At 72.9% G+C, this 23,864-nt stretch carries 20 protein-coding genes; 5 read left to right on the top strand and 15 right to left on the bottom strand.

Annotated elements, in window-relative coordinates; translation table 11 throughout:
* Positions 1-732: a hydrogen peroxide-dependent heme synthase gene (gene hemQ / locus IE318_RS18465; RefSeq protein WP_030184925.1), complete on the bottom strand. Its 732-nt coding sequence runs from the start codon at positions 730-732 to the stop codon at positions 1-3.
* Between the two features lie 5 nt (positions 733-737).
* Positions 738-2,213, bottom strand: coding sequence for a protoporphyrinogen oxidase (gene hemG, locus IE318_RS18460; protein ID WP_189901678.1), 1,476 nt, complete (start codon positions 2,211-2,213; stop codon positions 738-740).
* 237 nt (positions 2,214-2,450) lie between these two features.
* Here hemG and IE318_RS18455 point away from each other — a divergent pair, with 237 nt between their 5' ends.
* Positions 2,451-3,530, top strand: a complete 1,080-nt coding sequence (locus tag IE318_RS18455) for a DUF4349 domain-containing protein (protein ID WP_189901677.1) — start codon at positions 2,451-2,453, stop codon at positions 3,528-3,530.
* Between the two features lie 27 nt (positions 3,531-3,557).
* Positions 3,558-4,985, top strand: coding sequence for an FAD-dependent oxidoreductase (locus tag IE318_RS18450; protein ID WP_189901676.1), 1,428 nt, complete (start codon positions 3,558-3,560; stop codon positions 4,983-4,985).
* Between the two features lie 82 nt (positions 4,986-5,067).
* Here the strand turns inward: IE318_RS18450 and IE318_RS18445 are convergent, their stop codons facing one another.
* Complete coding sequence (locus IE318_RS18445; protein WP_189901675.1) at positions 5,068-5,358, bottom strand: hypothetical protein; 291 nt, start codon at positions 5,356-5,358, stop codon at positions 5,068-5,070.
* Between the two features lie 136 nt (positions 5,359-5,494).
* On the opposite strand from IE318_RS18445, the gene IE318_RS18440 reads away from it, so the two are divergent.
* The gene (locus IE318_RS18440) at positions 5,495-6,313 is read left to right on the top strand and encodes a rhomboid family intramembrane serine protease (RefSeq protein WP_030179687.1); all 819 of its coding nucleotides are present in this window, start codon (positions 5,495-5,497) and stop codon (positions 6,311-6,313) included.
* A 331-nt stretch (positions 6,314-6,644) separates the two neighbouring features.
* The gene (locus IE318_RS18435; RefSeq protein WP_159007141.1) at positions 6,645-6,806 is read left to right on the top strand and encodes a hypothetical protein; all 162 of its coding nucleotides are present in this window, start codon (positions 6,645-6,647) and stop codon (positions 6,804-6,806) included.
* 23 nt (positions 6,807-6,829) lie between these two features.
* Here IE318_RS18435 and IE318_RS18430 read toward each other — a convergent pair whose 3' ends face one another.
* Positions 6,830-9,856, bottom strand: a complete 3,027-nt coding sequence (locus tag IE318_RS18430) for an AfsR/SARP family transcriptional regulator (RefSeq protein ID WP_189901674.1) — start codon at positions 9,854-9,856, stop codon at positions 6,830-6,832.
* Between the two features lie 243 nt (positions 9,857-10,099).
* Here IE318_RS18430 and IE318_RS18425 point away from each other — a divergent pair, with 243 nt between their 5' ends.
* The gene (locus IE318_RS18425) at positions 10,100-10,456 is read left to right on the top strand and encodes a helix-turn-helix domain-containing protein (RefSeq protein ID WP_308438579.1); all 357 of its coding nucleotides are present in this window, start codon (positions 10,100-10,102) and stop codon (positions 10,454-10,456) included.
* A 131-nt stretch (positions 10,457-10,587) separates the two neighbouring features.
* Here the strand turns inward: IE318_RS18425 and hisC are convergent, their stop codons facing one another.
* The 11 genes from hisC to IE318_RS18370 all read right to left on the bottom strand — a co-directional run bounded on the left by hisC (position 10,588) and on the right by IE318_RS18370 (position 23,854).
* Positions 10,588-11,745, bottom strand: a complete 1,158-nt coding sequence (gene hisC, locus IE318_RS18420) for a histidinol-phosphate transaminase (RefSeq protein ID WP_189901669.1) — start codon at positions 11,743-11,745, stop codon at positions 10,588-10,590.
* A gap of 54 nt (positions 11,746-11,799) precedes the next feature.
* On the bottom strand, positions 11,800-13,203 hold the full coding sequence (locus tag IE318_RS18415; RefSeq protein ID WP_189901667.1) for a hypothetical protein: 1,404 nt from the start codon (positions 13,201-13,203) through the stop codon (positions 11,800-11,802).
* 79 nt (positions 13,204-13,282) lie between these two features.
* A complete protein-coding gene (locus tag IE318_RS18410) occupies positions 13,283-14,554 on the bottom strand; it encodes an MFS transporter (protein WP_189901666.1) in 1,272 nt (423 codons plus the stop codon).
* A 48-nt stretch (positions 14,555-14,602) separates the two neighbouring features.
* Positions 14,603-15,859 (bottom strand): ATP-grasp domain-containing protein, encoded by a 1,257-nt coding sequence (locus tag IE318_RS18405; RefSeq protein ID WP_189901664.1) that lies wholly within the window; start codon positions 15,857-15,859, stop codon positions 14,603-14,605.
* Positions 15,860-15,920: 61 nt separating this feature from the next.
* Positions 15,921-17,021, bottom strand: a complete 1,101-nt coding sequence (locus IE318_RS18400; RefSeq protein WP_189901662.1) for a 3-methyl-L-tyrosine peroxygenase-related protein — start codon at positions 17,019-17,021, stop codon at positions 15,921-15,923.
* A gap of 87 nt (positions 17,022-17,108) precedes the next feature.
* Positions 17,109-18,317: an NAD(P)/FAD-dependent oxidoreductase gene (locus IE318_RS18395; protein ID WP_189901660.1), complete on the bottom strand. Its 1,209-nt coding sequence runs from the start codon at positions 18,315-18,317 to the stop codon at positions 17,109-17,111.
* A complete protein-coding gene (gene larC / locus IE318_RS18390) occupies positions 18,305-19,525 on the bottom strand; it encodes a nickel pincer cofactor biosynthesis protein LarC (protein ID WP_189901658.1) in 1,221 nt (406 codons plus the stop codon). Before larC ends, IE318_RS18395 begins: the two co-directional genes overlap by 13 nt.
* Positions 19,522-20,376 (bottom strand): nickel pincer cofactor biosynthesis protein LarB, encoded by an 855-nt coding sequence (larB, locus tag IE318_RS18385; RefSeq protein WP_189901651.1) that lies wholly within the window; start codon positions 20,374-20,376, stop codon positions 19,522-19,524. The genes larC and larB overlap by 4 nt, the downstream gene beginning before the upstream one ends.
* A gap of 3 nt (positions 20,377-20,379) precedes the next feature.
* Complete coding sequence (gene larE, locus IE318_RS18380) at positions 20,380-21,249, bottom strand: ATP-dependent sacrificial sulfur transferase LarE (protein ID WP_189901649.1); 870 nt, start codon at positions 21,247-21,249, stop codon at positions 20,380-20,382.
* Positions 21,250-21,254: 5 nt separating this feature from the next.
* Positions 21,255-22,754 (bottom strand): isochorismate synthase, encoded by a 1,500-nt coding sequence (locus IE318_RS18375; protein ID WP_229903582.1) that lies wholly within the window; start codon positions 22,752-22,754, stop codon positions 21,255-21,257.
* A gap of 2 nt (positions 22,755-22,756) precedes the next feature.
* Positions 22,757-23,854: an acyl-CoA synthetase family protein gene (locus tag IE318_RS18370; RefSeq protein WP_189901648.1), complete on the bottom strand. Its 1,098-nt coding sequence runs from the start codon at positions 23,852-23,854 to the stop codon at positions 22,757-22,759.
* Positions 23,855-23,864: the final 10 nt, after the last annotated feature.

The following is a 23,864-nucleotide window of genomic DNA, read 5'->3' as shown; positions in this document are numbered from 1 at the left end:
TCAGGCGAGGCCCGCGACCAGGTCCGCGATGTCCTTGCGGCGGCCCGTGAAGAACGGGACCTCCTCGCGCACGTGCATCCGGGCCTCCGCGCCCCGCAGGTGCCGCATGAGGTCGACGATGCGGTGCAGCTCGTCGGCCTCGAAGGCGAGGAGCCACTCGTAGTCGCCGAGGGAGAAGGACGCGACCGTGTTCGCGCGCACGTCCGGGTAGCCACGGGCCATCTTGCCGTGGTCGGCGAGCATGCGGCGGCGGTCCTCGTCGGGCAGCAGGTACCACTCGTAGGAGCGCACGAACGGATAGACGCTGACGTAGTTGCGCGGCGTCTCGTCGGCGAGGAACGCCGGGATGTGCGAGCGGTTGAACTCGGCCGGGCGGTGCAGCGCCATGTTCGACCACACCGGCTCCAGCGCGCGGCCCAGCTTCGTACGGCGGAAGAGGTTGTACGCCTCCTGCAGCTGGTCGGCGGTCTCCGCGTGCCACCAGATCATGAGGTCGGCGTCGGCGCGCAGACCCGAGACGTCGTACGTGCCACGGATGGTCACGTCCTTGGCGGCGAGCTGGCCGAACAGCTCCTGGACCTCGTCGGCGTAGCCCGCACGGTCCTCGGGGAGGACGTCCTTCAGCTTGAAGACGGACCACAGCGTGTAGCGGATGACCTCGTTGAGGTCCTTGGCCAGCTTGCCCTTGTTCGGGATCCTGCCGGACTCGGTGGTGGGGGCGTCGTCACTCATGGTCCCTATTCTCCCGCTCCGCCGTGCAGACTCTGCACCGGGTGGGCGGTGAGCTCCTGCACGGCCCGCAGGTCGCCCCCCAACTGGTCCACGGCCGCGTCGGCGCTCGCGATGCAGGCCGGGATGCCCACGCCGTCGTAGGCGGCGCCGCACACCGTGAGGCCCGGGAGCTCGGCGAGGTGCTCGCGGATGCGGGCCACGCGCGCGTGGTGGCCGACGGGGTACTGGGGCAGGCCGTCCGTCCAGCGGGTGACGCGGGTCTGAAGCGGTGCGGCCTCCAGGCCGGTGGCCTCCCGCAGGTCGCGCCGGGAGACGTCCACGAGCTCGGCGTCCTCCCGCTCCAGGATCTCCGTCTCGCCGTGGCGGCCCACCGAGGTGCGCAGCACCATCACGTCCGGGTCGTCGTCGGCGATCCAGCCCCACTTGCGGGAGGCGAAGGTCGACGCCTTGATGGTGCGCCCGTCGACAGGGGGCACCAGGAAACCGCTGCCCTCGGGGAGGCGCGCGGCGTCGGCACGGCGGTAGGCGAGGGTGATCAGGGCCATCGAGGCGTACTCGACTGCCCGCAGCTCCGCCGCGGCCTCGGGGGACTCGGCGCGCAGCAGCTCGGCGGCGGCCGGCGCGGGCGTGGCGACCACCACGGCGTCGGCGTGCAGCACGCGGTCCCCGGCGACCACCCGCCAGGCCGCCGGTGCCCCGGGCGCGGCCGGCGCCTCCCGGCGCAGCTCCGTCACGGGCGTCCCGGTCAGGATCTCGCCGCCGCGTGCCCGCACCGATTCGGCCACGGCGAGCGGGAGCCCGCCCACTCCGCCCTCGATGCCCATGAAGACCGGGCCCGTCTGCTGCGCCCCGGCCGTCCGGGCCTGGATCTCGCGGACGGCCTCGGTCAGCGAGTCGTGCGTCCGCGCGGCCTGGAAGAGCTGGGGCACGGCCGAACGCATCGAGATGCGGTAGGCGTCGCCCGCGTAGACCCCGCCGAGCAGCGGTTCGACCAGGCGGTCGACGACCTCGCGGCCCACGCGCGTCGCCACGTACTCACCGACGGCCACGTCGTCGCCGACCTCCGTGCGGGGCAGGTCGGCGTCGCGTTCGATGCGCTTCAGGCCCTCGTCGGAGAGCAGTCCGGCGAGCGCGGCGGCGGTGCCGGGGACGCCCATCACATGCCCCTTGGGCATGGGGCGCAGGGCGCCGCGGGTCCAGATCGAGGCGGTCGCGGTGGCGGGCGGCTGCAGCCGGTCCGCCAGGCCCGCCTCGCGCGCGAGGGTCACGGCCTCGGGCCGGCGGGCCAGCATCGACTCGGCACCCAGGTCGACGCGCACACCCGCGATCTCGCCGGGCAGCAGCTTGCCGCCGACCCGCCGCGCCGCCTCCAGCACGGTCACCCGCGCCCCGCGCTCCAGCAGCCGGTGCGCGGCGGCCAGCCCCGCGATCCCGGCCCCGATGACGACGACATGCCCCAGGTCCCTGCCCCTTGCGCTCATGCCCTCCACCTTCTCAGACCCCTCTGGCACTCCCGCGTCGCCCCCGCTCACCTGAGTTGATCGGCGCCGATACTTGCCTGCACCTTGATCCGCCGGGCAGGCCCTAGCGGTGTCCGTCACGAGTCCCGACCGTGACCGCATCGGAACCGTTTTCGGCCAACGTCCCGCAGGGCCCGGGCGTCGAAGGAACGTCCGTGTCAACGCCACCCGTCACGACGACCCTCGGGGGTACACCGCATGCGCGCACGACGTTTCCCACGTCCTTCCGATCGACACCGCGATCGACACCGCGGTCGGCGTCCTGTCCGGCGTTCTGCTCGGCCCGTGTCCGCCCTGGCCGCTCTGCTGCTCGCGGCGGCCCTGGCGGTCACCGGGTGCAGCGCGGGAGGCGGCGGCGCGGACTCCTCCGGCAAGTCCGCGGCCGACAGCGCCGCCGGGGGCGAGGCCCAGCGGGGCGCCTCGGGCCGTGGCGGCGGCGCGGCCTCCGGCGCGAAGGCCACCGCCCCGCCGAAGCTCACCAGCCACATCATCCGCACCGCCTCGCTGACCGTGGAGGTCAAGGACGTGCCCAAGGCCCTCGACGCGGCCCGCGCGGCCACCGAGGGCGCGGGCGGCTACATCGGCGACGAGAACACCACCCGCGACGAGGCGGGGCACGAGCAGACCCGCGTCGTGCTGCGTGTGCCGGCCGACCGGTACGACGAGGTCCTCACCGATCTGCAGGGCACCGGCAAGCTCGTCTCGCGCACCGCCCAGGCCCAGGACGTCACCGACCAGGTCGTCGACGTCGACAGCCGCATCCGGTCGCAGCGCGCCAGCGTGGCCCGGGTCCGCGACCTGATGGACAAGGCGAGCGACCTGAGCGACGTGGTCAGCCTGGAGAGCGAGTTGAGCCGCCGCGAGGCCGACCTGGAGTCGCTGCTCGCCCAGCAGGCGTCCCTGAAGGACCGTACGAGCCTGGCCACCATCACCCTGTCGCTGTCCGAGACCCCGGTGCGGAAGAAGGCCGCCACGCACGACGAGCCGGGCTTCGGGGACGCGCTGAGCGGCGGCTGGCACGTGTTCGTCACCGCGGTCCGCTGGATCGCCCTCGCCCTCGGCGCGGTCCTCCCGTTCGCCGTCACGGCGGCCCTGCTCGCCCTGCTGTGGCTGCGGGTCGTACGGCCCCGGCTGCCGCGCCGTACGGCGGATGCGGCGGGTGCGGCCGGCGCGGCGCCCGCGATGACCGCACCCGGTCCGCTCCCCGCCGCCCGGCCGGTGCCCCCGCAGGGGGGTGAGCGCCCGGCCCAGCGCGGAGAGGGCGGCGCAGGGGAATGAAATCCCCCATGGCCGTAGCGTGTTCGCATGGACATGAGCGGTGCGAGGGATGACAGGGCCGCGCGCGGGGCGCCGGCGGCGCGGGAGCGGCTGGTCGTGATCGGTGGCGACGCCGCGGGGATGTCCGCGGCGTCGCAGGCGCGCCGGCTGCGCGGGCCCGGGGAGCTGGAGATCGTGGCGTTCGAGCGCGGCCACTTCAGCTCGTTCTCGGCCTGCGGCATCCCCTACTGGGTGGGCGGCGACGTCGACGAGCGGGACCGGCTGATCGCCCGCACCCCCGAGGAGCACCGCGCCCGGGACATCGATCTGCGGATGCGCACCGAGGTGACGGAGATCGACGTGGCCGCGGGCCGGGTCCGCGCGCGCCAGGTCGATTCCGGCGCCGAGTACTGGACCTCGTACGACAAACTCGTGATCGCCACCGGGGCGCGGCCGATCCGCCCGGCCATGCCCGGCGCCGACGCGCCCGGGGTGCACGGCGTGCAGACCCTGGACGACGGAGAGGCGCTGCTCGACACCCTGGCACGGGCGCGGGGCCGCAGGGCCGTCGTGGTCGGCGCGGGCTACATCGGCGTGGAGATGGCCGAGGCCCTCATCAACCGCGGCTACGAGGTGACGGTCGTCAACCGCGGCACCGAGCCCATGTCCACCCTCGACCCGGACATGGGCCGCCTTGTGCACGAGGCCATGGCGGGCCTCGGCATCACCATGGTCGGCGAGGCCGAGGTGACCAAGGTGCTCACCGGTGAGGACGGCCGGGTCCGGGCGGTGGCCACGCAGGACGCCGAGTACCCGGCGGACGTCGTGGTGCTGGGCATCGGCGTGCGCCCCGAGACGGGGCCGGCGCGGGCGGCCGGGCTGCCGCTCGGCCCCCACGGCGGGCTGCTCACCGACCTGGCGATGCGGGTGCGCGGGCACGAGAACATCTGGGCGGGCGGCGACTGCGTGGAGGTCCTCGACCTGGTCCTGGGACAGGAGCGCTACGTCCCGCTGGGCACCCACGCCAACAAGCACGGCCAGGTCATCGGCACCAACGTCGGCGGCGGCTACGCCACGTTCCCCGGCGTGGTCGGCACCGCGGTGAGCAAGGTGTGCGACCTGGAGATCGCGCGCACCGGGCTGCGCGAGAAGGACGCCCGCCGGGTCGGGCTGCAGTTCGAGACGGTCACGATCGAGTCGACGAGCCGCGCCGGCTACTACCCGGGCGCTTCCCCCATGACGGTGAAGATGCTCGCCGAACGCCGCACCGGACGCCTGTTGGGCGTGCAGATCGTGGGCCGGGAGGGCGCGGCGAAGCGGGTCGACATCGCGGCGGTCGCGCTGACGGCGGGCATGACGGCGGAGCAGATGACGGCTCTGGACCTGGGGTACGCACCGCCGTTCTCACCGGTCTGGGACCCGGTACTGGTGGCCGCCAGGAAGGCCGCGGCGAAGGTCCGCGACGGCGCGCGCTGAGCACCGCGCCCTACCGTCGCCCGCTCCCGGTCGTCGCCCGCCGCCGCTCGCCACCCGCCCCCGGCCGTCACTCGCACCGGGGCTACGCCGTGCTGCCGTTGAGTCTGGGCAGCGAGGAGACGGAGGCGCTGGTGGCCGTCGTCGTGGCCTGCTGCTCCCCGCCCGGCCGCGCGTGGGCGGCCGGGGGACGGGTCGAGCGCAGCCGGTGGCTGACGGCCTCGTCCAGCGTCACCGGCCGCTGCGCCTGGGCCGCCAGCCGCCCGGCCTCCTGGCCGAGCCGGGCGACGTCCTCCCACGGCAGCCGCACCACCAGGGAGAGCTCTGCCTCACCGTCGGGCAGGGCGTGCATCGCGGGGGTTCCTCGGTCGCTCATCGCCTGCTCCTCGCCTCATCGTGTCGCCGTGTCGCCGTGTGTCACGGGGACAGCCGCCTTGTGTCAGGGGGACATACGGACCGGCCGACGGCCGCGTTCACCGATTCGCCGGGCGTATCGGGGGCAGTACTTCCCTGTGGTCATCCCCGTCCATGATCTGAACCCGGTGCGGCGCACCCCCTGGGTGACGTACGCCCTGATCGCCGCGAACGTCGTCGTGTTCCTGAGCACCCCGGGCATCTCCGGTTCCGTCACGGGCGGCAGCACGCTGGCGCAGCTGTGCCATCTGGAGGCGTTCACGGAGCACTACGCCCTGGTGCCGCGCGAGCTGATCCAGCACCGGATGCCGTCGCTGGTGCCGACCGGTGGGATCGGGGTGGGCATCCACGGGCCGGGCTGCGTGCTGGGACCGCCGGCGTACGACAAGTCGGCCGAGCTGTCGGTGTTCACGGCGATGTTCCTGCACGGCAGCTGGCTGCATCTGCTGGGCAACATGCTGTTCCTGCTGATCTTCGGCAACAACATCGAGGACCGCATGGGCCATGTGCGGTACCTGCTGTTCTACGTGGCCTGCGGCTACGCGGCCGGGTACGGATTCGCGCTGCTCAACTCCGACTCCGGCCAGCCGCTGATCGGCGCGTCGGGGGCGATCGCGGGAGTCCTCGGCGCGTATCTCGTCCTGTATCCGAGGGTCCGGGTCTGGATCCTGGTCCCCTTCCTGCTCTTCCTGCCGCTGCGGCTGCCCGCCTGGATCGTCCTGGGCTTCTGGTTCGTGCTCCAGGCGCTGTACTCCTCCGGCCAGGGCGTCTCCAGCGCCGGCACCGTGGCGTACGCGGCCCATGTGGTCGGTTTCGTCGCGGGCATGCTGATCGCGCTGCCGCTGCGCCCCGGCACGCCACCGCCGCCGCAACCACAGGGCCCGATCTTCGGAAGGCGGGCCCGCCCGGGCTGGTGAGACGCGGGCCCGGGGCGCCGCCCGGACGCGGACGGCGGGGCGGGCCCGGAGTCGCGGTGACGGCCCTGTCCCGACCGCGCAGACCCTGTCCACAGCACCCGACCGGTACGGGTAGCCGCCCGGGAACCGATCGGGAACCGGATCGGCCACAGTGATGCATGCCGAGGGCACTTCTGACGGGTCCCGGTCCGCGACCGACCGAACTGACCAGCGGGACGTCGCGAGACGCGGCTCATCCGTCGGCGCTCGTTCCAGCCGGGGGACGGTTACAGGATTCGGCGCAAGCGCCTCAGGCGTAACCGTGGACACAGCGACTTAAGGGGGACATCCCATGGGAAAACTGGCCGTTCGTACCGCCCTGCTGATGCTGGGCGTCACCGCGCTGACGGGGCTCGTCGTCACTGAGTCGAGCGCGGCACCGGCAGCACCGGCGGCCACCGGGTCCCACGTGTTCCTCGCTTCCGACGCCGGACCCAACTTCGCACAGAAGTAGCCGTGGACGGCCCCCGGGCAGCGTCAGTCCGGCCACCTGCATTCGGCCGGCACACCGAGGCCGGCGAACAGTTCGTCGGCTGCCTCCCGGGCCGTCTTGGCCGTCGCCGCGTCGCCCATGGCGTCCGCCGCGGCGGCGACACCGGCCTGCGCCCGGGCCATCTCCACGCGTAAATCCATGGCGGCGGAATGCCGGTACGCGCTGCGGTGCAGCTCCAGGGCGGCCGCGTAGTCGTGACGGCGCCGGTGCACCCGGCCGAGGACGTTCCCGATCTCTGCCCGGCGAATGGCGCCGCTCACCTCCATCAACGCCAGCGCGCGGGCCGTGCACGCGTCCGCCTCCGGGGAGCGGCCCAGCCGCTGAAGCGTTTCGGCACGGTACGCGAGCATCAGCCCGGCGGTGCCGGGCTGGCACAGTCCGTCCGGCTCGCCCTCGATGACGGACAGACGGAACAGGGCCAGATCCGGACGCCCCGTGCCGAGGTGGGCCACTGCCAGCTCGGTCAGGGCGTAGATCTCGTGGTCCCGTTCGCCCAGCAACCGATCGAGGCGGACGGCCAGCGCGGCGGCGTCCGCCGCCTCCGTGTACCGGCCCAGACAGTTCAGTGCCGAGGCGATGTTGGCCAGCGCCTCGGCCTCCTCTCGCCGGCAGCCGAGTCGGCGGTGCAGGTCGAGGGCGCGTCGCAGCGTGTCCAGCGCTCGCGTGTACTGCCCGAGGCTGGAGTAGCACATGCCGATTCTGCTCAGGCAGGCGGCGACGCCGGGCACCTCCGCCGCCTGTTCGGCCAGCGTCAGTGCCTCGTCGAGCTCGGTGAGCGAGCCACGGATGTCGCCCGCCTTCCACAGCGCCAGGGCCAGATTGGTCAGGCTGATCCGGAGCAGCAGCGGATCTTCCAGGCGGCGTGCGGCTCGTACGGCGAGCACTTCCACGTCCCGGAACTCCGACCACCAGCCGCGCAGGTTGAGGTAGAACGCCAGGCCGCGGGGAAGGTACGCGGCGTGCAGGTCGAGTCCGACGTCATAGGCGAGCTGAGCCGCGTCGCGGAGCGCGGGGTACTCCTTGTCGAGCCAGCTCAGGGCGTCGCTCTCGGAGTCGAGGCCGGGGACCACGGAGCCCTCGGGCAGCGGCACGGGATGACGGGCGCGGCCCGGGAAGATGAGGTCACAGGCCCGCTCCAGGGTCAGCAGGTAGTGGTCCAGCAGCCGTCGGACGCCGGCCCGGTGACAGTCGGCCGGCCCGTTGCCGCGCAGATCGCGAGAGAACCAGCGGACCAGGTCGTGCAGCGTGTAGCGGCCCATGGTGTGCTGCTCGAGCAGATTGACGTCCAGGAGCTCCTCCAGGATGGTCTCCGCTTCCACGGCGTCCGTCCCGAACAGTGCGGCCGCGCTGAAGACGTCGAAGTCGGCGCCCGGATGCCAGCCCAGCATCCGGAAGGCCGCGCGCTGCGTCTCACTCATCGCCCGGTACGAGAGCTGGAGGCTGGCCGCTACGCTGCGCTCCCCCACACGGAGTTCGGTCAGCGTGCGGGCCTCCGAACGCATCCTGTCCACGAGGTACCGGACCGTCCACTGCGGCCGGTTCCTCAACCGTGCCGAGGCGATGCGCAGGGCGAGCGGGAGTCCTGCGCACATGCCGGCCAGGAGCGTGCGGGACTCGACGTCGTCCCGTTCGTCGCCGAGCACCTTGGACAGCAGCTCCATGCTGTCCTCCATCGACAGACTGCCGACGGAGCACCACTCCGCGCCGTCGATCTCCACGAGCCTGGTCCGGCTCGTGACGATGGTCGCGGAGTGCTCCGCGCCCAGCAGGAGCGGCTGCACCTGGGCGGAGTCGCGGACGTTGTCCAGCACCACCAGCAGGCGCTGGTTCGCCGTGACCGAGCGCCACAAGGCACGTCGCTCGCCGAGCCCTTCGGGAATCCGGTCGCTCGCGATCCCCAGGCTGCGCAGCAGGAGGTCCAGTGCGTCCAGTGGCTGGAGCGGCGCATGGCCCGGCGTGAAGCCGTGGAGGTCGAGGAAGAGCTGGCCGTCCGGGTAGCGCTCGGCCAGCAGCTTGGCCACATGCACGGCGAGGGCGGTCTTGCCGCTGCCTCCCATCCCGTCGATCATGATGAACCGCCGGTCGTCCTCCAGGGCGGTGAGGATGCGCCGCACGGCGTCCTGACGCCCCGTGAAGTCGGGCAGGTCGTAGGGGAGGGTGCAGCGCACGGCGACGGGCTTCGGTGCCGCCGGTTCGACGGGCGGCGCGGCCGCCGGTGCGTCGGCCAGTTCCGGGCTCTGACGCAGGATGGCCTCGTGCAGCTTGGCGAGCTGGGGGCTCGGGTCGGCGCCCAGTTCCTCGGCGAGCAGGTGCCGCACCGCGGCGTACTCCTCCAGGGCGTCCGCGTGCCGGCCGGTGCGGTACAGCACCGTCATCAGGAGCTCACGCAACGACTCCCGCAGGGGATGGGCGTCGACGTACTGCCGCAGATAGGTGGCGAGGTCGTCGAGCCGGCCCGTCCGCATCCGCAGTCTGGCGTACTGTTCGACGGCCGCCAACCGCATCTCCACCAGCACGTTGGCGGCGGTGCCGATCGCCTCTCCGTCGAGACCGTCGAGCACCGGGCCCCGCCACACGTCCAGCGCGGCGCGCAGTCCCGCCCCGGCCTCCGTCGCACGGCCCGCGCTCTTGGCCTCGGCGGCCGTGTGCAGCAGTTCCTCGAACTCCTTGAGATCGAGTTGGTCGGTGGAGACCACGGCGCGGTAACCGGCACCGTCGGTGTGGAGGATCTCGGCGCCCCCCGGAAGCGATCGCCGCAGTGCCGAGACGGTCTTGCGGATCTGATGGGCCGCCGTGGACGGCGGCTCGCTGTCCCACACGGCTTCGACGAGCCGCGCGACCGGAACCGAGCGGTTGTGTGACAGCAGCAGAAACCCCATCACTCGCTCGGCCTTGGTCCCCCCGAGCGGAAGGCGCCTCCCCCCGGCCCAGCACTCCAGCGCGCCGAGCACGTTGAAGCGTATGCCCTCCCTTTTGCCGCCGTGGTCCACGGCCGACTCCCCCTCTGTCACTACGCGGTCCTGCTCCCCGCCAGGAAGAGTAATTCACCGGTAACCAATCGGGATACGGGGAGGGCAGCCTTGAGGGAGAGACCGGGGGAATCAAGACCGGGGGAATCACGGGAGTACCGACGCCAAGAGGGCAAACCAAAACTGATCTTTTACCGATCAGGGGAGGAGGGGCCCATCCTGGCGTGATAACGGGGGCACGGATGGCCTCAGAGAGGTGTTTCATTGACGACTTCTGACGCGTTCGTGGAAAGGCGGCGTCACCGGGCGGGGCACCAGGACGATGTGACCTGCGCGACACCTGTCGGCTCACTCAGTGGCCGGGAACGACAGGTCCTGGAGCTACTGGCCGACGGTCAACTGGACGAGAGCATTGCACGCAAGCTGAATATCTCGGTCCGGACCTGCCGTCGCATCATCGCCTCCCTCATGGATCGACTGGAGGCTCGAAGCCGATTCCAGGCCGGCGTGATCGCCGTGGCGCGTGGCTGGATGGAAGTGCCGTCACCGTCCGGGCCGGCGGTAAGACCTTCGGCCCGGACGCGAATGCGAAGGGGATTAACGACAGGCGCGGGAATTGGTTCAATCGTTAACCGGTCCTGAGGGATCATCCGTCATTGGCCGGTCGAGATGACCGATCCACCGCCGGCTAATTCACAGATCGCGATCACGACCCTGGAAAGGGCGGCGCGGGTGGGCTGCCGGACGTCGTGCTCCGCACGGTCCGGCGGCCCTCAGCGCCGGAACCGGGCCGCGGCCGAGAGGAAGGCGTCGTTCTCGGGCGGGGAGCCGACGGAGACCCGGACCCCGTCGCCGGCGAACGCTCGCACGACGACCCCTGCCCGCCCGCAGTGCTCGCCGAAGGCCGCGGCCGCGTCACCCATCGGGAGCCAGAGGAAGTTGGCCTCGCTCGGGGGGACCGTCCAGCCCTGGTCCGTCAGAGCGGTGCGCACCCGCTCGCGTTCGCCGACCGTCGTCTCCACCCGCTCCATCAGCTCGCTCTCGGCGCGCAAGGCGGCGATCGCGGCGGCCTGGGCCACGCCGTTCACGCTGAACGGCAGGTAGGCCTTGCGGATCGACTCGGCCACGACCGGATGTCCGACCAGGAAGCCGACCCGCAGTGCGGCGAGGCCGTACGCCTTGGAGAACGTGCGCAGGACCACCACGTTCGGCCGCCCGGCGGCGATGTCCAGGCCGTCGGGTGCCTTCGCGTCCCGGACGTACTCGCGATAGGCCTCGTCGACGACCACCAGGCAGTCCACGGGAACCCGGTCGAGAAACGCGCGCAGATCCGCCTCCCCCACGACCGTCCCGGTGGGGTTGTTCGGATTGCACACGAAGATCAGGCGGGTCCGGTCCGTGATGGCGTCGGCCATCGCGGCGAGGTCGTGGAACCCGTCCCGGAGCGGCACCTCCACGGCGGTGGCGCCGGAGAGCCGGGTCAGTATCGGGTAGGCCTCGAACGAACGCCAGGCGTAGAGGACTTCGCCGCCCGGCTCGGCGACGGCCTCCATGAGCATCTGGGCCACACCGACCGAGCCGCAGCCGACCGCGATGCCGTCCTCCGGGACGGCATGGCGCGCGGCGATCTCGGCGATCAGGTCGGCGCATCCGTTGTCCGGATACCGGTTGGTCCGCAGCGCCTCCCGGCTGATCGCCTCGACCACGGCGGAAGGCGGCGGGTACGGGGACTCGTTGGCCGCCAGCTGGAAGACCGGGCCCGTCCGCGCCGGGCCGGCGGACCTGCTGGGCCGGTAGCTCACCATCCGGTCGAGGACCGAGCGGAAACGAGGTTTCCGCCCGGAGTCCGTGACGGTGGCGGCGGCGGGGCCTGCCTCGGCCTCGGCCTCGGTGACGGCGGCCGTGGTGACGGTGGCGGTGTCCTCGGACATCTGTGACTGCTTTCTGCTGGTCCGGCCGGGGGGAAGGTGCGGCTCCGCATCGCCTCAGGCGGTCGGCTCGGCCAGCTGGTACAGCGACGGGCCCGAGTGGATGCCGTGCGCCCGGTTCATGACCACGTCGCCCAGTTCCGCGCGCGTGGCACGGGCGTTGGCACCGCCGTAGCCGTTGGCCACGGAGAACATGCCCCACAGGATGTTCCAGGGCCGCAGTTCACCGTTCTCGTCCGGGAACAGCTCGGCGGTGGGCCGCACCCGGCGCTGGAGGATGTGGGGGCTGTCGAGCGCCGCGTCGAGGTGCCGGCGCCACTGCTGCGCCGTGAGGTCCGGCGTCCAGCCGAGCACCACGCCGCGGTTGCCGTACAGCGACGTGGGCTTGAGCACGAGGTCGTGGCGGTGCTCGACGGCGTACTCGAGCAGGTCGGCGCGTTCCCCGCTCTCCAGGGTCACGGTGCCGGGGCGCACGGTGCGCGTCCACGGCAGCAGACGGTCCACACTGGCGAGCTGCTCGCTGCTGAGCAGCGCGCGGTTGTCCTCGTCGGAGAGCATCGCCAGCGCGCCCTTGCTGGCGTAGGCGGCGGAGTCCAGCGGTGTGAAGATCTTGACCGCGCCGCGTTCCGCCGCGTCCAGGACCGGATCCAGGATCTCCGGCGCGTCGGCGATCTGGGAGATGGCGAAGGTCCGGAACACGATGTCGACCGGCTTGTCCTCCAGCCAGACCCGGCCGCCGCGGACCTCGAGCTGCCCGACGTGGCAGGGGTAGGCCTCAAGGCCCAGCTCCCGCCAGCGCAGGCAGAGCTGCCGCATGTAGGCGACCTCGTTCTCGAAGTAGCTCGGCCAGTCCGTCAGCGCGACCACCGGGCGGTCCTCCGGTGCGAATCCGCACTCCACCAGGACGTTGTTGACCTGCTCGCGCAGCGTGTCCACGAAGCCGAGGCGGTACTCGGCGGCGAACCCGGCCAGCAGGGGGTGCTCCAGCAGCCCCCGGCAGAGGTCGGCGTTGTCCATGCCGCCGATCGAACTGCCGATGTTGAACTCCAGGAGCTTGAACTGCCCGCCCTGCGGATGCCCGCCCTGCGGATGCCCGTCCTGCGGATGCCCGTCCTGCAGGTACAGGTCGGCCCGGACCTGCCGGGTCATCGCCGCTCCCCGGCCGCGGAGCACGGCGGAGACCTGCGTCTCGGTCAGGCCGGCCGCCCGCGCGAAGGCGGCGAAGTCACCGCCGAAGAGGGTGTCGGGCAGGCTGCTCAGGGCGTCCAGGACGTTCCTCACGTCGCCGAACGTCCGCTCCCGCTCGGCGTGCCCGAGGAAGACGGGCCGGGAGAGGAAGGTCCCCTTGTAGAACGCGGCGAGCATCTCCGACTCCGGCAGCCTGCCCACCAGGTCGCCGGCCTTGGCGCCGCTCTCCTTCACCCTGCTCAGATATTCCGCCGTCAGCGACACGCGGTCCATGTGGGTCCTCCTAGAAGTCCTGAAGTCCGTGAAGTCCCGAAGTCCCGAAGCCATGAAGCCCCGAGCCCCGAAGCCGCGGTCATCGGCCCGCCGCCGGCACACCGGCCGTGGCGGCTGGGGCGGGTGGCTCGAAGTAGACGGCCGCGGCCGGCAGCGAACGCTCGGTGAGCCGCAGCACGGTGCCGCCCAGCAGAGCCGTGGCCGTGATGACCAGCCAGGGCAGCCGGCCGTCCACCGCGACCAGAGCGGTGAACACGCTGGGCGCCAGGGCGTTGGCCAGGGCCCAGGAGCTCTGGTAGGCGGCCAGGTACCTGCCGCGCAGTTCGGCCGGCGCCGCGGACTGGGCCAGTGTGCTCGCGGCCGGACTGTGCACGAGTTCGGCGAAGGTGGCGACCACCACGCAGGCCAGTACGACGGCCATCGCCACGGTCGTGTTGTGCGGGCGGACGGTGCCGAGGACGGCCTGCCCGACGAAGGCGGTCACGAAGAGCGCCACCCCGGCGGTCGCCATGCGGTTGCGGGTGCGGAAGCGACGCCGGGCGAACGCGGCGACCGGGACACCGAGGGTCGCGCACAGCAGGGTGTTGACGATGAAGGAGCTGCCGATGAGGCCCTGGGGTATGTGCAGCCAGTCGGTGGCGTAGACGGGGATCAGGATCGTCAGCGAGGTGTAGCCGATGGCCACCGACAGGTTGGCGAGCGCGAGGGCGAGGAAGGGGCGGTCCCGGGCGACCAGCTTGTAACCGCCGCTCCTGGCGGCCCGTTTGCGGTCGGCGTCCGGGCTGGCCGGGGTGCGGGTGGCCAGCACCGCGGCGATGACGAAGCTGGCGGTGTTCAGCCACGCGGCCACGACATAACCGGAGTTGCCCAGGGTGGCGAGGATCACGGAGGCGATCAGGGTTCCGCCGCCGAGACCGGCGTTGCCCAGGCTCCGGGACAGGGCCTGCATCCGGTCGCGGTCGGTGCCTTCGAGGAGTTCGGCGAACCTGGCCTGGAGCGTGGACGGCGCGGCCCGGGTGCCCGCCGCGGTGATCAGCGCGAGCACGGCGAACAGGGGCAGGTCGTGGGCGAGCGGGTAGAGGGCGAAGCCGAGCGCGCGAAGGAGGTACAGGACGATGAGCACCTTCAGGGCGCCGAACCGGTCCACGGCGCTGCCGCCCAGGGGCAACGCGGCCATGGCGATCAGGCTGGTAACGGTGAGCACCGCGCCGATCTGCGCCAGCGGCAGGTGGGTGACGTGTTTGAAGAAGATCAGGTTGAAGGGGACGTACATGCCCGACCCGGTCGCGTCGATGGCGATGCCGGTGATCAGCGCACGTTCCCCCTTGAAGCGGGGGCGCAGAAAGGACATTTACTCTCCAGGAAGGGGTCCGTGGGGGCGGACCCGTCGGATGCGGATCTACGCGATCTCGTAGAAGCCGGGACCGTCCAGGTAGCGCGCCGACACGCAGTCCCGGGCGACGGCGCTCTCGGTCTCGTGAGCCAGGAACACCCGCAGCGGGAAGGTCCAGTCGTCGACGGAACGGCTGATCGGGTCGCCGGGGGTCACCCGGAACACGGAGTCGTGGAAGCTCTCCAGCGCTTCGAGCTCCGCGAGCTTGGGGTAGCGGGCGAGACGGCCCTCGACGGGCGAGACCATGTTGACGATCCTGGCGTGCCGGGCCAGTTCGTAGTCGGTGTCCCATCGCCCGAGGAAGCGCTCGGGGTCGGCGTACGCGTCGACGGTCCAGTCCAGCTGGCTCTCGCCGATGGCGGCCCCGGTCGGCACATGGACGTCGGCGCCGCAGACCCGGGCGCCCGTCTCGACCAGACGCGGCCCCTTCGGGGTCAGTTTGAGCTCGGAGTGCGCGGGTCCGTTGCGTATGCCCAGGGCGTCCAGGACCAGCAGGGTGTGCTCGACCAGCACGTCCTGTTCGGCGCCCCGGCGGGGCAGCAGCTCCGCGCCGGCCGGCAGGTCGCGGACGCCGTTCGCGCTGAGGTGGTGCATCTTCCAGATGTCGGTCACCCGGTGCCTGCCGTGCAGGCTCACCGTGTTGACGATGTACTCGTTGCCGACGAGGTACTCCTGGGCCAGCACCGCCCGGTTCTCCTGGCCGAGCACGCTGCGGCCCCCGATCAGCTTGCCGAACGCCGCGCGGACGTCCTCGGCGCTGTCGCAGAAGAAGACACCGTCGTTGCCCGCGCTGCTCACCGGCTTCAGCACGACACGGCCCGGGTTCCTGCCGTACCACTCGAGCAGGGTGTCCAGGTCGGTGGCCAGGAGCTGCTCGGTGGCCGGGACCCCGGCCTTCCGGACGGTCTCGGTCATCTCGAACTTGTCGCGCCGGGCGGGGCTCAGCGCGGTCCCGTTCGTGGGCAGGCCGAGCCGCTCGCTCAGCTCGTCGGCGAGCATGACCGCGCGCTCGATCCCGGGCAGCAGCCCGATCGGCGCATACGGCGTGAGGGCCGCCGCCGTCGCCGTCACGTCCTGGTCGTGGACGATGTTGACGGTGAAGTCATCGGGCCGGAAGCTCGCGGCGTAGACGTCGGGAATCGTCGGCGTGCTCTGCACATGGATGCAGTCGACGCCCCGCTCGCGGAACAACGGGGCGAGGCAGCGTGCGCTCGCGAACGCGTCGACGACGACCACCGCGCGACGGTCTGTGCTGGAACTCATGGTCATCCCACCATCGGTTGCTGAGGGGCGGCGAAGCCGCGTGAGTGGACAGGCGTGGTCGTCATGCGCCGGCGATCTCGACGGGGTCCCCGAACCTCATCAGGTCCCGGTAGGCCATCGCCCTGGTGTGGCGCATCGTGCGCAGCATCGCGATCGCGCTCTCGGCGGCCTCGTCGACCTGCACGATCGACTGGTCGTCGCCGACGAGGGCGGCGGTGATGGCGATGTGGCGCTCGATGTCGTGCAGATCGGCCTCGAGCAGGGCGTCGCGCGCGAGGGCCAGCTCGGGGTCGGCGACGGCCACCTTGGCGAACGGCTCGCCGGAGGCGGCGACGAGCTTGCGCATCGCCTTGCGGAACGCCTTGTGCTCTGGCTGGGTCCGGCCGGTGAGCGCCACGGGCACGGCCGGGGGCTGCATCGTCGGCCGGACCTTGGCGTCGTAGCAGGCCGCCGACATGTCCCCGGAGTGCATCATGGCCGCGGTGAACCCGCGGACCAGCACGGCGGCCTCGCGGAAGGCGGTCACCGCGGTGTCGCGGTCGGCATCCGCCAGCGCGGCGACGGCCCGGGAGACGGCGTGCGCCGCCGCGAGGTTGAGCACGAAGTAGAAGTGATGGGTGACGACCCACCGGGTCAGCTCGTCGCGGCCCACATGACAGGGCGTCCCGGACGGGACCGCCTCACCGGAGGGCCCGGCCGCCGGCGGAGCGTCCTGCGGGCTCAGGCCCCTGAGGATCAGGACCATCGCCCGGACCTCGGCCGCCCGGTCGTTCAGGTCGAGTCGGGCGCCGCGCAGATCGGCGAGGGTCCGGGCGATGATCGTGGATATCTCCCGGCGGCGGTAGGTGTCGTCGACGTCCGCCGTGCGCACCCCGAAGTACTCGTGGTTGGGCACGATCGGCCGCAGCGACGCGGTGTCCATCGGGGCGGTGGCGGCCTCGTCGGCGAGGTGTCCGGCACGGGCCACCGCGGCGTCCAGCGCCTCGTGGATCGAGTCGTCGTCCGCCCCGTTCGGGTCGAGCAGCCGGGTGTGCAGGTGGTTCAGCGCGTCGACGGCCGCCGTGAGGGCGGCCTCGACGGGGGCGGCGGGCCGGGTGCGGCAGTGCACGGCGTTGTCCGCCGGGAGGACGACGAGGGGGATGTCGGGGCAGGCAGGGGCCATGTCGGTCACCTCGGTTGTTCGGTGGTCGTGTTCGGTGTCGGGGCGGGGCGGGGCGGGACGTGCGGCGCCGCCGGGCCGGACGGCCCGTCACCCGGCGGGTGCGGCCGCGCGCCGGACCGCGCCGCTGAGCGCGGTCCGGGGATCGGTGATCAGGTCGACGTCCACGGGGGTGCCCCGGGCGAGGAGGCGGCGGCCCTGCGCCATGTCCCGGGGCCGGTCGACGGTCAGGAGGGCGTGCAGGCGGTCGCCGCTCAGCCACAGCGCCGTCCAGCCGGGTCCGTCGGGCGTGCCCCGGAAGACCACCCGGTCCGCGGCGGCGTGATGACCGGCGTACTGCACCATCCGCCCGAACTGCTCCGACCAGACGTACGGGACCGGGTCGTAGAGCGCTTCCTGCCCGAGCAGCGCTGCGGCGGCCACGTCGGGCGCGTTCAGGGCCGTGTCCCAGTGCTCTGCCGTCAGCCGGCGGCCGTACCGCTCCGACCACCAGGAGGCGCAGTCGCCGGCCGCCACCACCTCCGGCCGGGCCGTGCGCAGCGAGCCGTCCACGACGACTCCCCCGGCGACCTCGAGCCCGGAGCCGGCCAGCCAGCCGACCTCCGGCCGGACCCCGACGCCGGTCACGACCGCGTCGGCGGGCAGGAAGGACCCGTCGGCCAGGGTGAGTCCGCCGGGATCCACCGAGGCGACCCGGACCCCGCAGCGCAGCTCGACGCCGCTCTCGGCGTACCAGCCGGCGGTCAGCGCACCGAGTTCGGGCCCGAGCGCCCCGGCCAGCGGGGCGTCACCGGCCTCCAGGACCGTCACCCGGCAGCCCTTCCCGGCCGCCGCGGTCGCCACTTCGGCGCCGATCCATCCGGCACCGACGAGCACCACCCGCGCGCCCGCCCGCAGCGAGTCGCGCAGCCGCTCCGCGTCGTCCAGGGTCCGCAGAACGTGTTGCGGCCCCTCACCGGGCAGCCGGACGGGCATCGCACCCGTGGCGATCACCAGCCCGTCGAAGGGCAGCGGCCCGTCCGGGGTCACCAGGACCCCGCCGGGACGGTCGTCGTGCAGGCGCAGCGCCTCGGCTCGGGTGCCGAGGCGCCGCTCGCACCGCAGGGCCTCCCAGTCGGCGGGCAGGGCGATGCCCTCCGTGTCGCCCGCGAGGACGGCCTTCGACAACGGGGGCCTGTCGTACGGCGGATGGCTCTCGGCACCCACGAGGGTCAGGCCGCCCTCGTAGCCCCGCGCGCGCAGGCGCTGGAGCGCGCTCAGGCCCGCGAGCCCGCCCCCGACGACGATCACGTTCCGCATGAGTCGCACCTCTGGTTCTCCGCGGCGCCTTCGGCCGCGGCGATCGACCTCGCCAGCGCCGTCTTGACGGGAATGCCGAGCCGTTCGGCCGCCGCGACCACGTCCTCGTACTCCGGCTGGACGTTGACGATCCGCCGCCGGTACCGCGCGACCTTGACCCGGACGGAGGCCTCGCCCACGGCGACGGTGGTGAACTCCCGCTCCAGCTCGTGCTTGTCCACCCGGTGCTCGCGGGTGCCGATGGTGGAGGTCTCGGCCGTGATCGTCTCCCGTACGGCGGGAAGGACCGGGAGCGGGCACAGCGCCGAGAGCATGTGGGCGGGGCGCCCCTTCTTCATGAGGATGGGGGTGAGCCACGCGTCGGAGGCGCCGGCCTCCAGCAGCCGGGTCAGGACCTGCGGCCAGATGCGCGGGTCGAGGTCGTCGACGTTGGCGTCGACGACCACCGCCTGCGCCACGGCCGGGGCATCGGCCCGCGGGGTGGTTCCGAGGACGACCCGGACGACGTTCGGGACGTCCTCGAGGTCGCGTGTGCCCGCGCCGGCCCCGGTGGCGACCAGCCGGAGTTCGGGCATGCCGCCCCACTCGCCGCACAGCGTCAGCAGGAGTGCCACACCGGTCGGGGTGGCCATCTCGTACGGGAGCCCACCGGACCGGGCCGGTGCGCCGGAGCCGGTCAGGAGCCTGAGGACGGCGGGCGCCGGGACGGGGATCCGGCCATGGTCGCTGCGCGCCCGCCCGCTGCCCAGTGTCACCGGTGTGGCAGCGGCGTCGGTGATGCCCAGTTCGTGCACGGCGGCGCAGACGCCCACCACGTCCGCGATCGCGTCCAGGGCGCCGACCTCGTGGAAGTGGACGTCGTCGACGGCGATGCCGTGCGCGGCGGCCTCGGCGCGGGCCAGCCGCAGGAACACCGAGTGGGCCCGTTCCCGTACCGCCTCGGGGAGTGCGGCCCGCGCCAGCATCGTGCGGATCGCGTGCCAGGTGCGGTGCGGCGGGCCGGGGTCGGCGTCGACGTGCACCTGTGTCGCGGACAGGCCGCAGCGCCGGACCTGCTCGGCGCGGACCCGGATGCTGCCGGGAGCGACCGCGTCGACGGCCCGGCCGACCGTGTCCAGGGTGGCTCCCGCGTCGAGCAGGGCGCCCAGCAGCATGTCGCCGGCCACCCCCGAGGAGCAGTCGAACCAGGCGGAGACGGGTGTGTTCATGAGCCCACCGGGATCGGCCGGCCGGTGTCCCGGCGCACCATCCGACGTGTCATCCGGGCCGCCGCGACGGCGGCTCCGAACCCGTTGTCGATGTTGCAGACCAGCACGCCCGGGCCACAGGAGTTGAGCATGGTGAGCAGCGGGGCGACGCCGCCGAAACAGGCGCCGTATCCGACGCTGGTCGGGACCGCGACGACGGGCACGGCGACGAGCCCGGACACCACGCTGGGCAGTGCGCCGTCCATGCCCGCGACGACGACGAGGCAGTCCGCGGCGTCGAGCCGGTCCCGCACCGCGAGGAGCCGGTGGATGCCGGCCACTCCGACATCCCGCACCAGCTCCGCCGAGCAGCCGAACTCCCGTGCGACGAAGGCTGCTTCTCGCGCCACCGGTTCGTCCGTCGTCCCGGCCGTCACCACCAGGACCCTGCCCCGGGCGGACGGGGGCTCGCCCAGTGCGGCACAGCGTGCCTCCCGGTCGATCCGCACCTCGGTCCGCACGCCGGTCGGCACGTCGCTGCCCGCGTCGCCGGCGAAGACCCGGGACACCGCGTCCAGGGCCTCGTCGGACAGGCGCGTCGCCAGGGCGGTGCGCCGGCCGGGCTGGCGGACGAGCTCCTGGAGCAGGGTGACGATGTGGGCGGTCTTCTTGCCGGCGCCGTAGACCACCTCGGGATCACCGGTGCGCAGAGCCCGGTGGGTGTCCAGGCGGGCGAAGCCGAGGTCCTTGATCCCGTCGCCGTCGCCGCGGCCGGCCAGGGGGCCGGCCACCAGCTCCCCCAGGGCCTCCTCGACGCCGCTCGTGCCCGCGGACACGCGGTGCAGCAGGTCCCGTACCTCCTCGCGGTCCATGGCTCACCCCTCGGCGCTGTCGTTGAGGGAACCGGAGCGGAACCCGCGCGGGTCGACCTCCACGGAGGCGAACCCGGCCGCCCGGACGGCGTTCAGCGCCTGGGCGCAGGACGTGACGGCGGGCACGGCCGGGGCGTCGACCTGGACGAGGGCCCGCTCACCGAGGTCGCGGACCCGCAGGTCGTAGGTGCCGATCCCGGCCCGGCTGAGCACCTCCCGCAGCGCGTTCTCGGCGGCCTCGACACGGGCGAGCCGCTCCCGGGTGACGGTCAGGCCGTAGGCGACGCGGCTGGACAGGCACGGCGATGCCGGCTTGTCCCAGGTCGGCAGTCCCCAGGCGTGGCTCGCCGCCCGTACCTGGTCCTTGGTCAGGCCCGCGTCGGCCAGCGGGGTGACCACACCCCGCTGCGCGGCCGCGCGGATGCCGGGCCGGAACGGGTCGGTCAGATCGTCGGCGTTGGTGCCGGTCGCGACATGGGCGAGGCCCTCGTCGGCCGCCACCGTCAGCAGTCGCCCGGTCAGTTCGTTCTTGCAGTACCAGCAGCGGGAGCGCGAGTTCTCGCGGTATCCCGCGACCTGGAGCTCGCCGGTGGCGACGAAGGCGTGCCGGGCGCCGAGCGCGCCGGCGATCTCTTGCACCGCGTCGCGCTCCCGGCCCGGCAGGCTCGCCGAGTCCCCCGTGGCGGCGAGCACCCGGTCAGGGCCGAGCGCGCGGAGCGCCGCCGCCAGCAGCAGCGTGGAGTCCGCGCCCCCGGAGAACGCCACCACCAGGGAGTCCAGTTCGAGCAGCCGCCGGTGGAGGTCGTCGAGCCGCCGTGCGGGTACGTCACCGAAGTGCGGCGGAGTGCCCGCCGGCGATGTCTGCAGGGGCATGCGGGTCACTCGATTCCCAGGGCGGACATCATGGGGCGCAGCTTCGCGCAGGTCTCCGCGTACTCGGCCTCGGGGTCGGAGTCGGCCACCAGACCGCAGCCGGCGAACAGCGAGGCGGAGGAGCCGTCGAGCAGGGCGGAGCGGATGGCGACCGCGAACTGGCCCTCACCGGCGGGGGCCGCCCAGCCGACCACCCCCGCGTACCAGCCGCGGTCGAAGCCCTCGTTGTCGGAGAGCCAGCTCAGCGACTCCTGGCGGGGATGGCCGCCCAGCGCCGGCGTGGGGTGCAGCAGCTCGACGAAGTCCAGGACGCCCGCCTCGGAGCCGGGCGCCAGGCGGCCCCGGACGTCGGTGGACAGGTGCTGGACGTTGGTGAGCTTGACCACGCGGGGCGGGGTCTGGATCTCCACGTCGGCGCAGGAGTCGTGGAAGGCGTTCCGGAGCATCTGGACCACGACGTCGTGCTCGTGCTGGATCTTGGGGCTGGCGACCAGTTCGCGTTCCAGCGCCTCGTCCTCCTCGGGCGTGGCTCCGCGGGGGGCGGTGCCGGCCAGTCCCAGCGCGTGCACGGTGCGGTCGTCGACGCGCACCAGGTACTCCGGGGTGGCGCCGAGGAAGGTGTACTCCTCGTGGTCGACCGCGAAGACGGTGGTGCCGGGGTTGGCCTCGCGCAGTCGCCCGACGGTGGCGGGGACGTCGAACGGCGTGGACGCGGTCACACGGAGTTCGCGGGCCAGCACCAGCTTCTCGAAGACGCCGTCGCGTATCCGGCCGGTCGCCCGGCGGACCAGTCCCTTCCAGTCGTCGGCGCCCGGCAGCTCGACGCTGGTGTGCGTACGAGCCGCCGGGGCCGACGGCTGCCGCCGCGGGGGACCGGCGGTACGGAGACAGCGGTCGGCGAGCTGGGCGAGCGACTCGGCCAGCTGCTCGGGGTCGCTGTCGTGCATCAGTACGGCGTTGAGCCGCAGTTCGGCCGGGTGGGCACGGTCCGCGACGCCGGGCTCGGGCAGGGCGCTGCGCAGTTGCAGGGACGGCACCCACAACAGCGCGTCGGGGAGCCGTCGGGTCTCCGGCGTGCTGTCCGGGCTGAACGCGAACCCGCCGATGGCGAGGGGGCCGTCGGCCCCCGGCAGCGGCGTGGTGGCGGTCGTGCCGCCCGTCACCGGGTTCCGGGACAGCTCCGCCCACGTCTCGCGGACGGACGCCATCCGCGTCTCGCCGCGGCCCCGCAGATCGCGGGCCGTCCCGATGGCGACGACGCTGCCGCGGTCCCATGCCGACTGCCACAGGAAGGAGCGGGGCGTACTGCGCCGGGCGCGGCTCCAGATGGCCAGGGGGTCGGTGACCGTGAGGGGCCTGGCCCAGCTGGCGAGCACGGTCCGCTGGGTGGCGCGCGCCCGGTCCAGGGCGCGCCGGCAGGTGGCGAGCAGGCTGTCGAGGTCCGCCTGGTCGAGCACGGACGGGTGCCGCACGGGCGCGGCGGTCGGCGCGGTAGCGGTCTGCACGGTCAGTACACCCCTTCCACGACGGCGGTGCCGCCGCCCTCCGCGGTCAACGGCCGGATGTCGGCCAGACCGTCCTGCGGGTAGGCGCTCGTGGGCGCGATGCGCAGCACCGCGTCGCGCTCCAGCGTCCAGGGCAGCAGCAGGTCGCGGGAGACCAGGCTGATCCTGGCCTGTCCGCGCTCGCCGTAGCCCACCTCGGTCGTGGTGTCCTCGGGGTCGACGACCCTGACGTGGCTGAAGGGGTGGAACGGCACGAAGACGCAGCCCCCCTCGTCGGCGGCGCTCCTCGGGCGCTGCGGGGCTATGCCCATCATGGTGTTGCCGTACAGGCCCACCACCGCGGCGTCCGGGAAGACCTCCTCCTCCAGCACGCGCAGCGTCTCCGGGCTCACGCTGGTGCCGGCCCAGATGATCCCGCGCACCTTCCGCTGGACCAGGTCCAGCAGCTTCTCGTCGGCGGCCAGGGCCTCCAGCACCGGCGGCGTGGCGAAGAGCACCGAGACCGGCTGGGTGGCCAGCACGTCCTCCGCCTGCGCCAGGATGTGCCGGACGTAGCGGGCGGCCTCGTCGGTCCGTCCCGCCTTGACACTGCCCTTCACCCAGCGCGGGTCGAAGTCGATGTAGTGGCAGAACGTACGGCGCAGCCGGGCCAGCAGCCCGACGGAGCGGCCCACGATGTGCGGTCCGGTCGGGCCCAGGTGGAGCCAGTGGCCGTCGCCCTCACCGGGGACGCCGTGCTCGGCGAGGACCTCGCTCACCCACAGGACGCCGTTGCGGCGGGAGTGCGCCTCCACGATGCGCTTGGGCCGTCCCGTGGTGCCGCCGCTGTCGAACACCTGGAACTCCCAGGCGTCCCGGAGGGTGCCGGCCGGGACCAGATCGTCCACGGGGATGTCCCGCCACTCCTCGCCGACATCGGGGAAGAGGTCGAGGTCCTCCCAGGAACGGATGTCCGTCAGGGGGTCGAAGGCCAGTTCCGCGGCCTTCTTCACCCAGTACGGGGAACCGGTCTCCGGGGAGAAGTGCCACTGCATCGCGGCGCGGATGAACTCTTCCGGGGCGAGGTCGGCCCGGAGGGGATCGGCCGATGTCTCCAACATGTTTCTCCTC

The sequence above is a fragment of the Streptomyces spiralis genome (assembly GCF_014654675.1).
Lineage (GTDB): Bacteria > Actinomycetota > Actinomycetes > Streptomycetales > Streptomycetaceae > Streptomyces > Streptomyces spiralis.
Note: the sequence above shows the minus strand (reverse complement) of the source record. Positions and strands in the feature narration are given on the sequence as shown.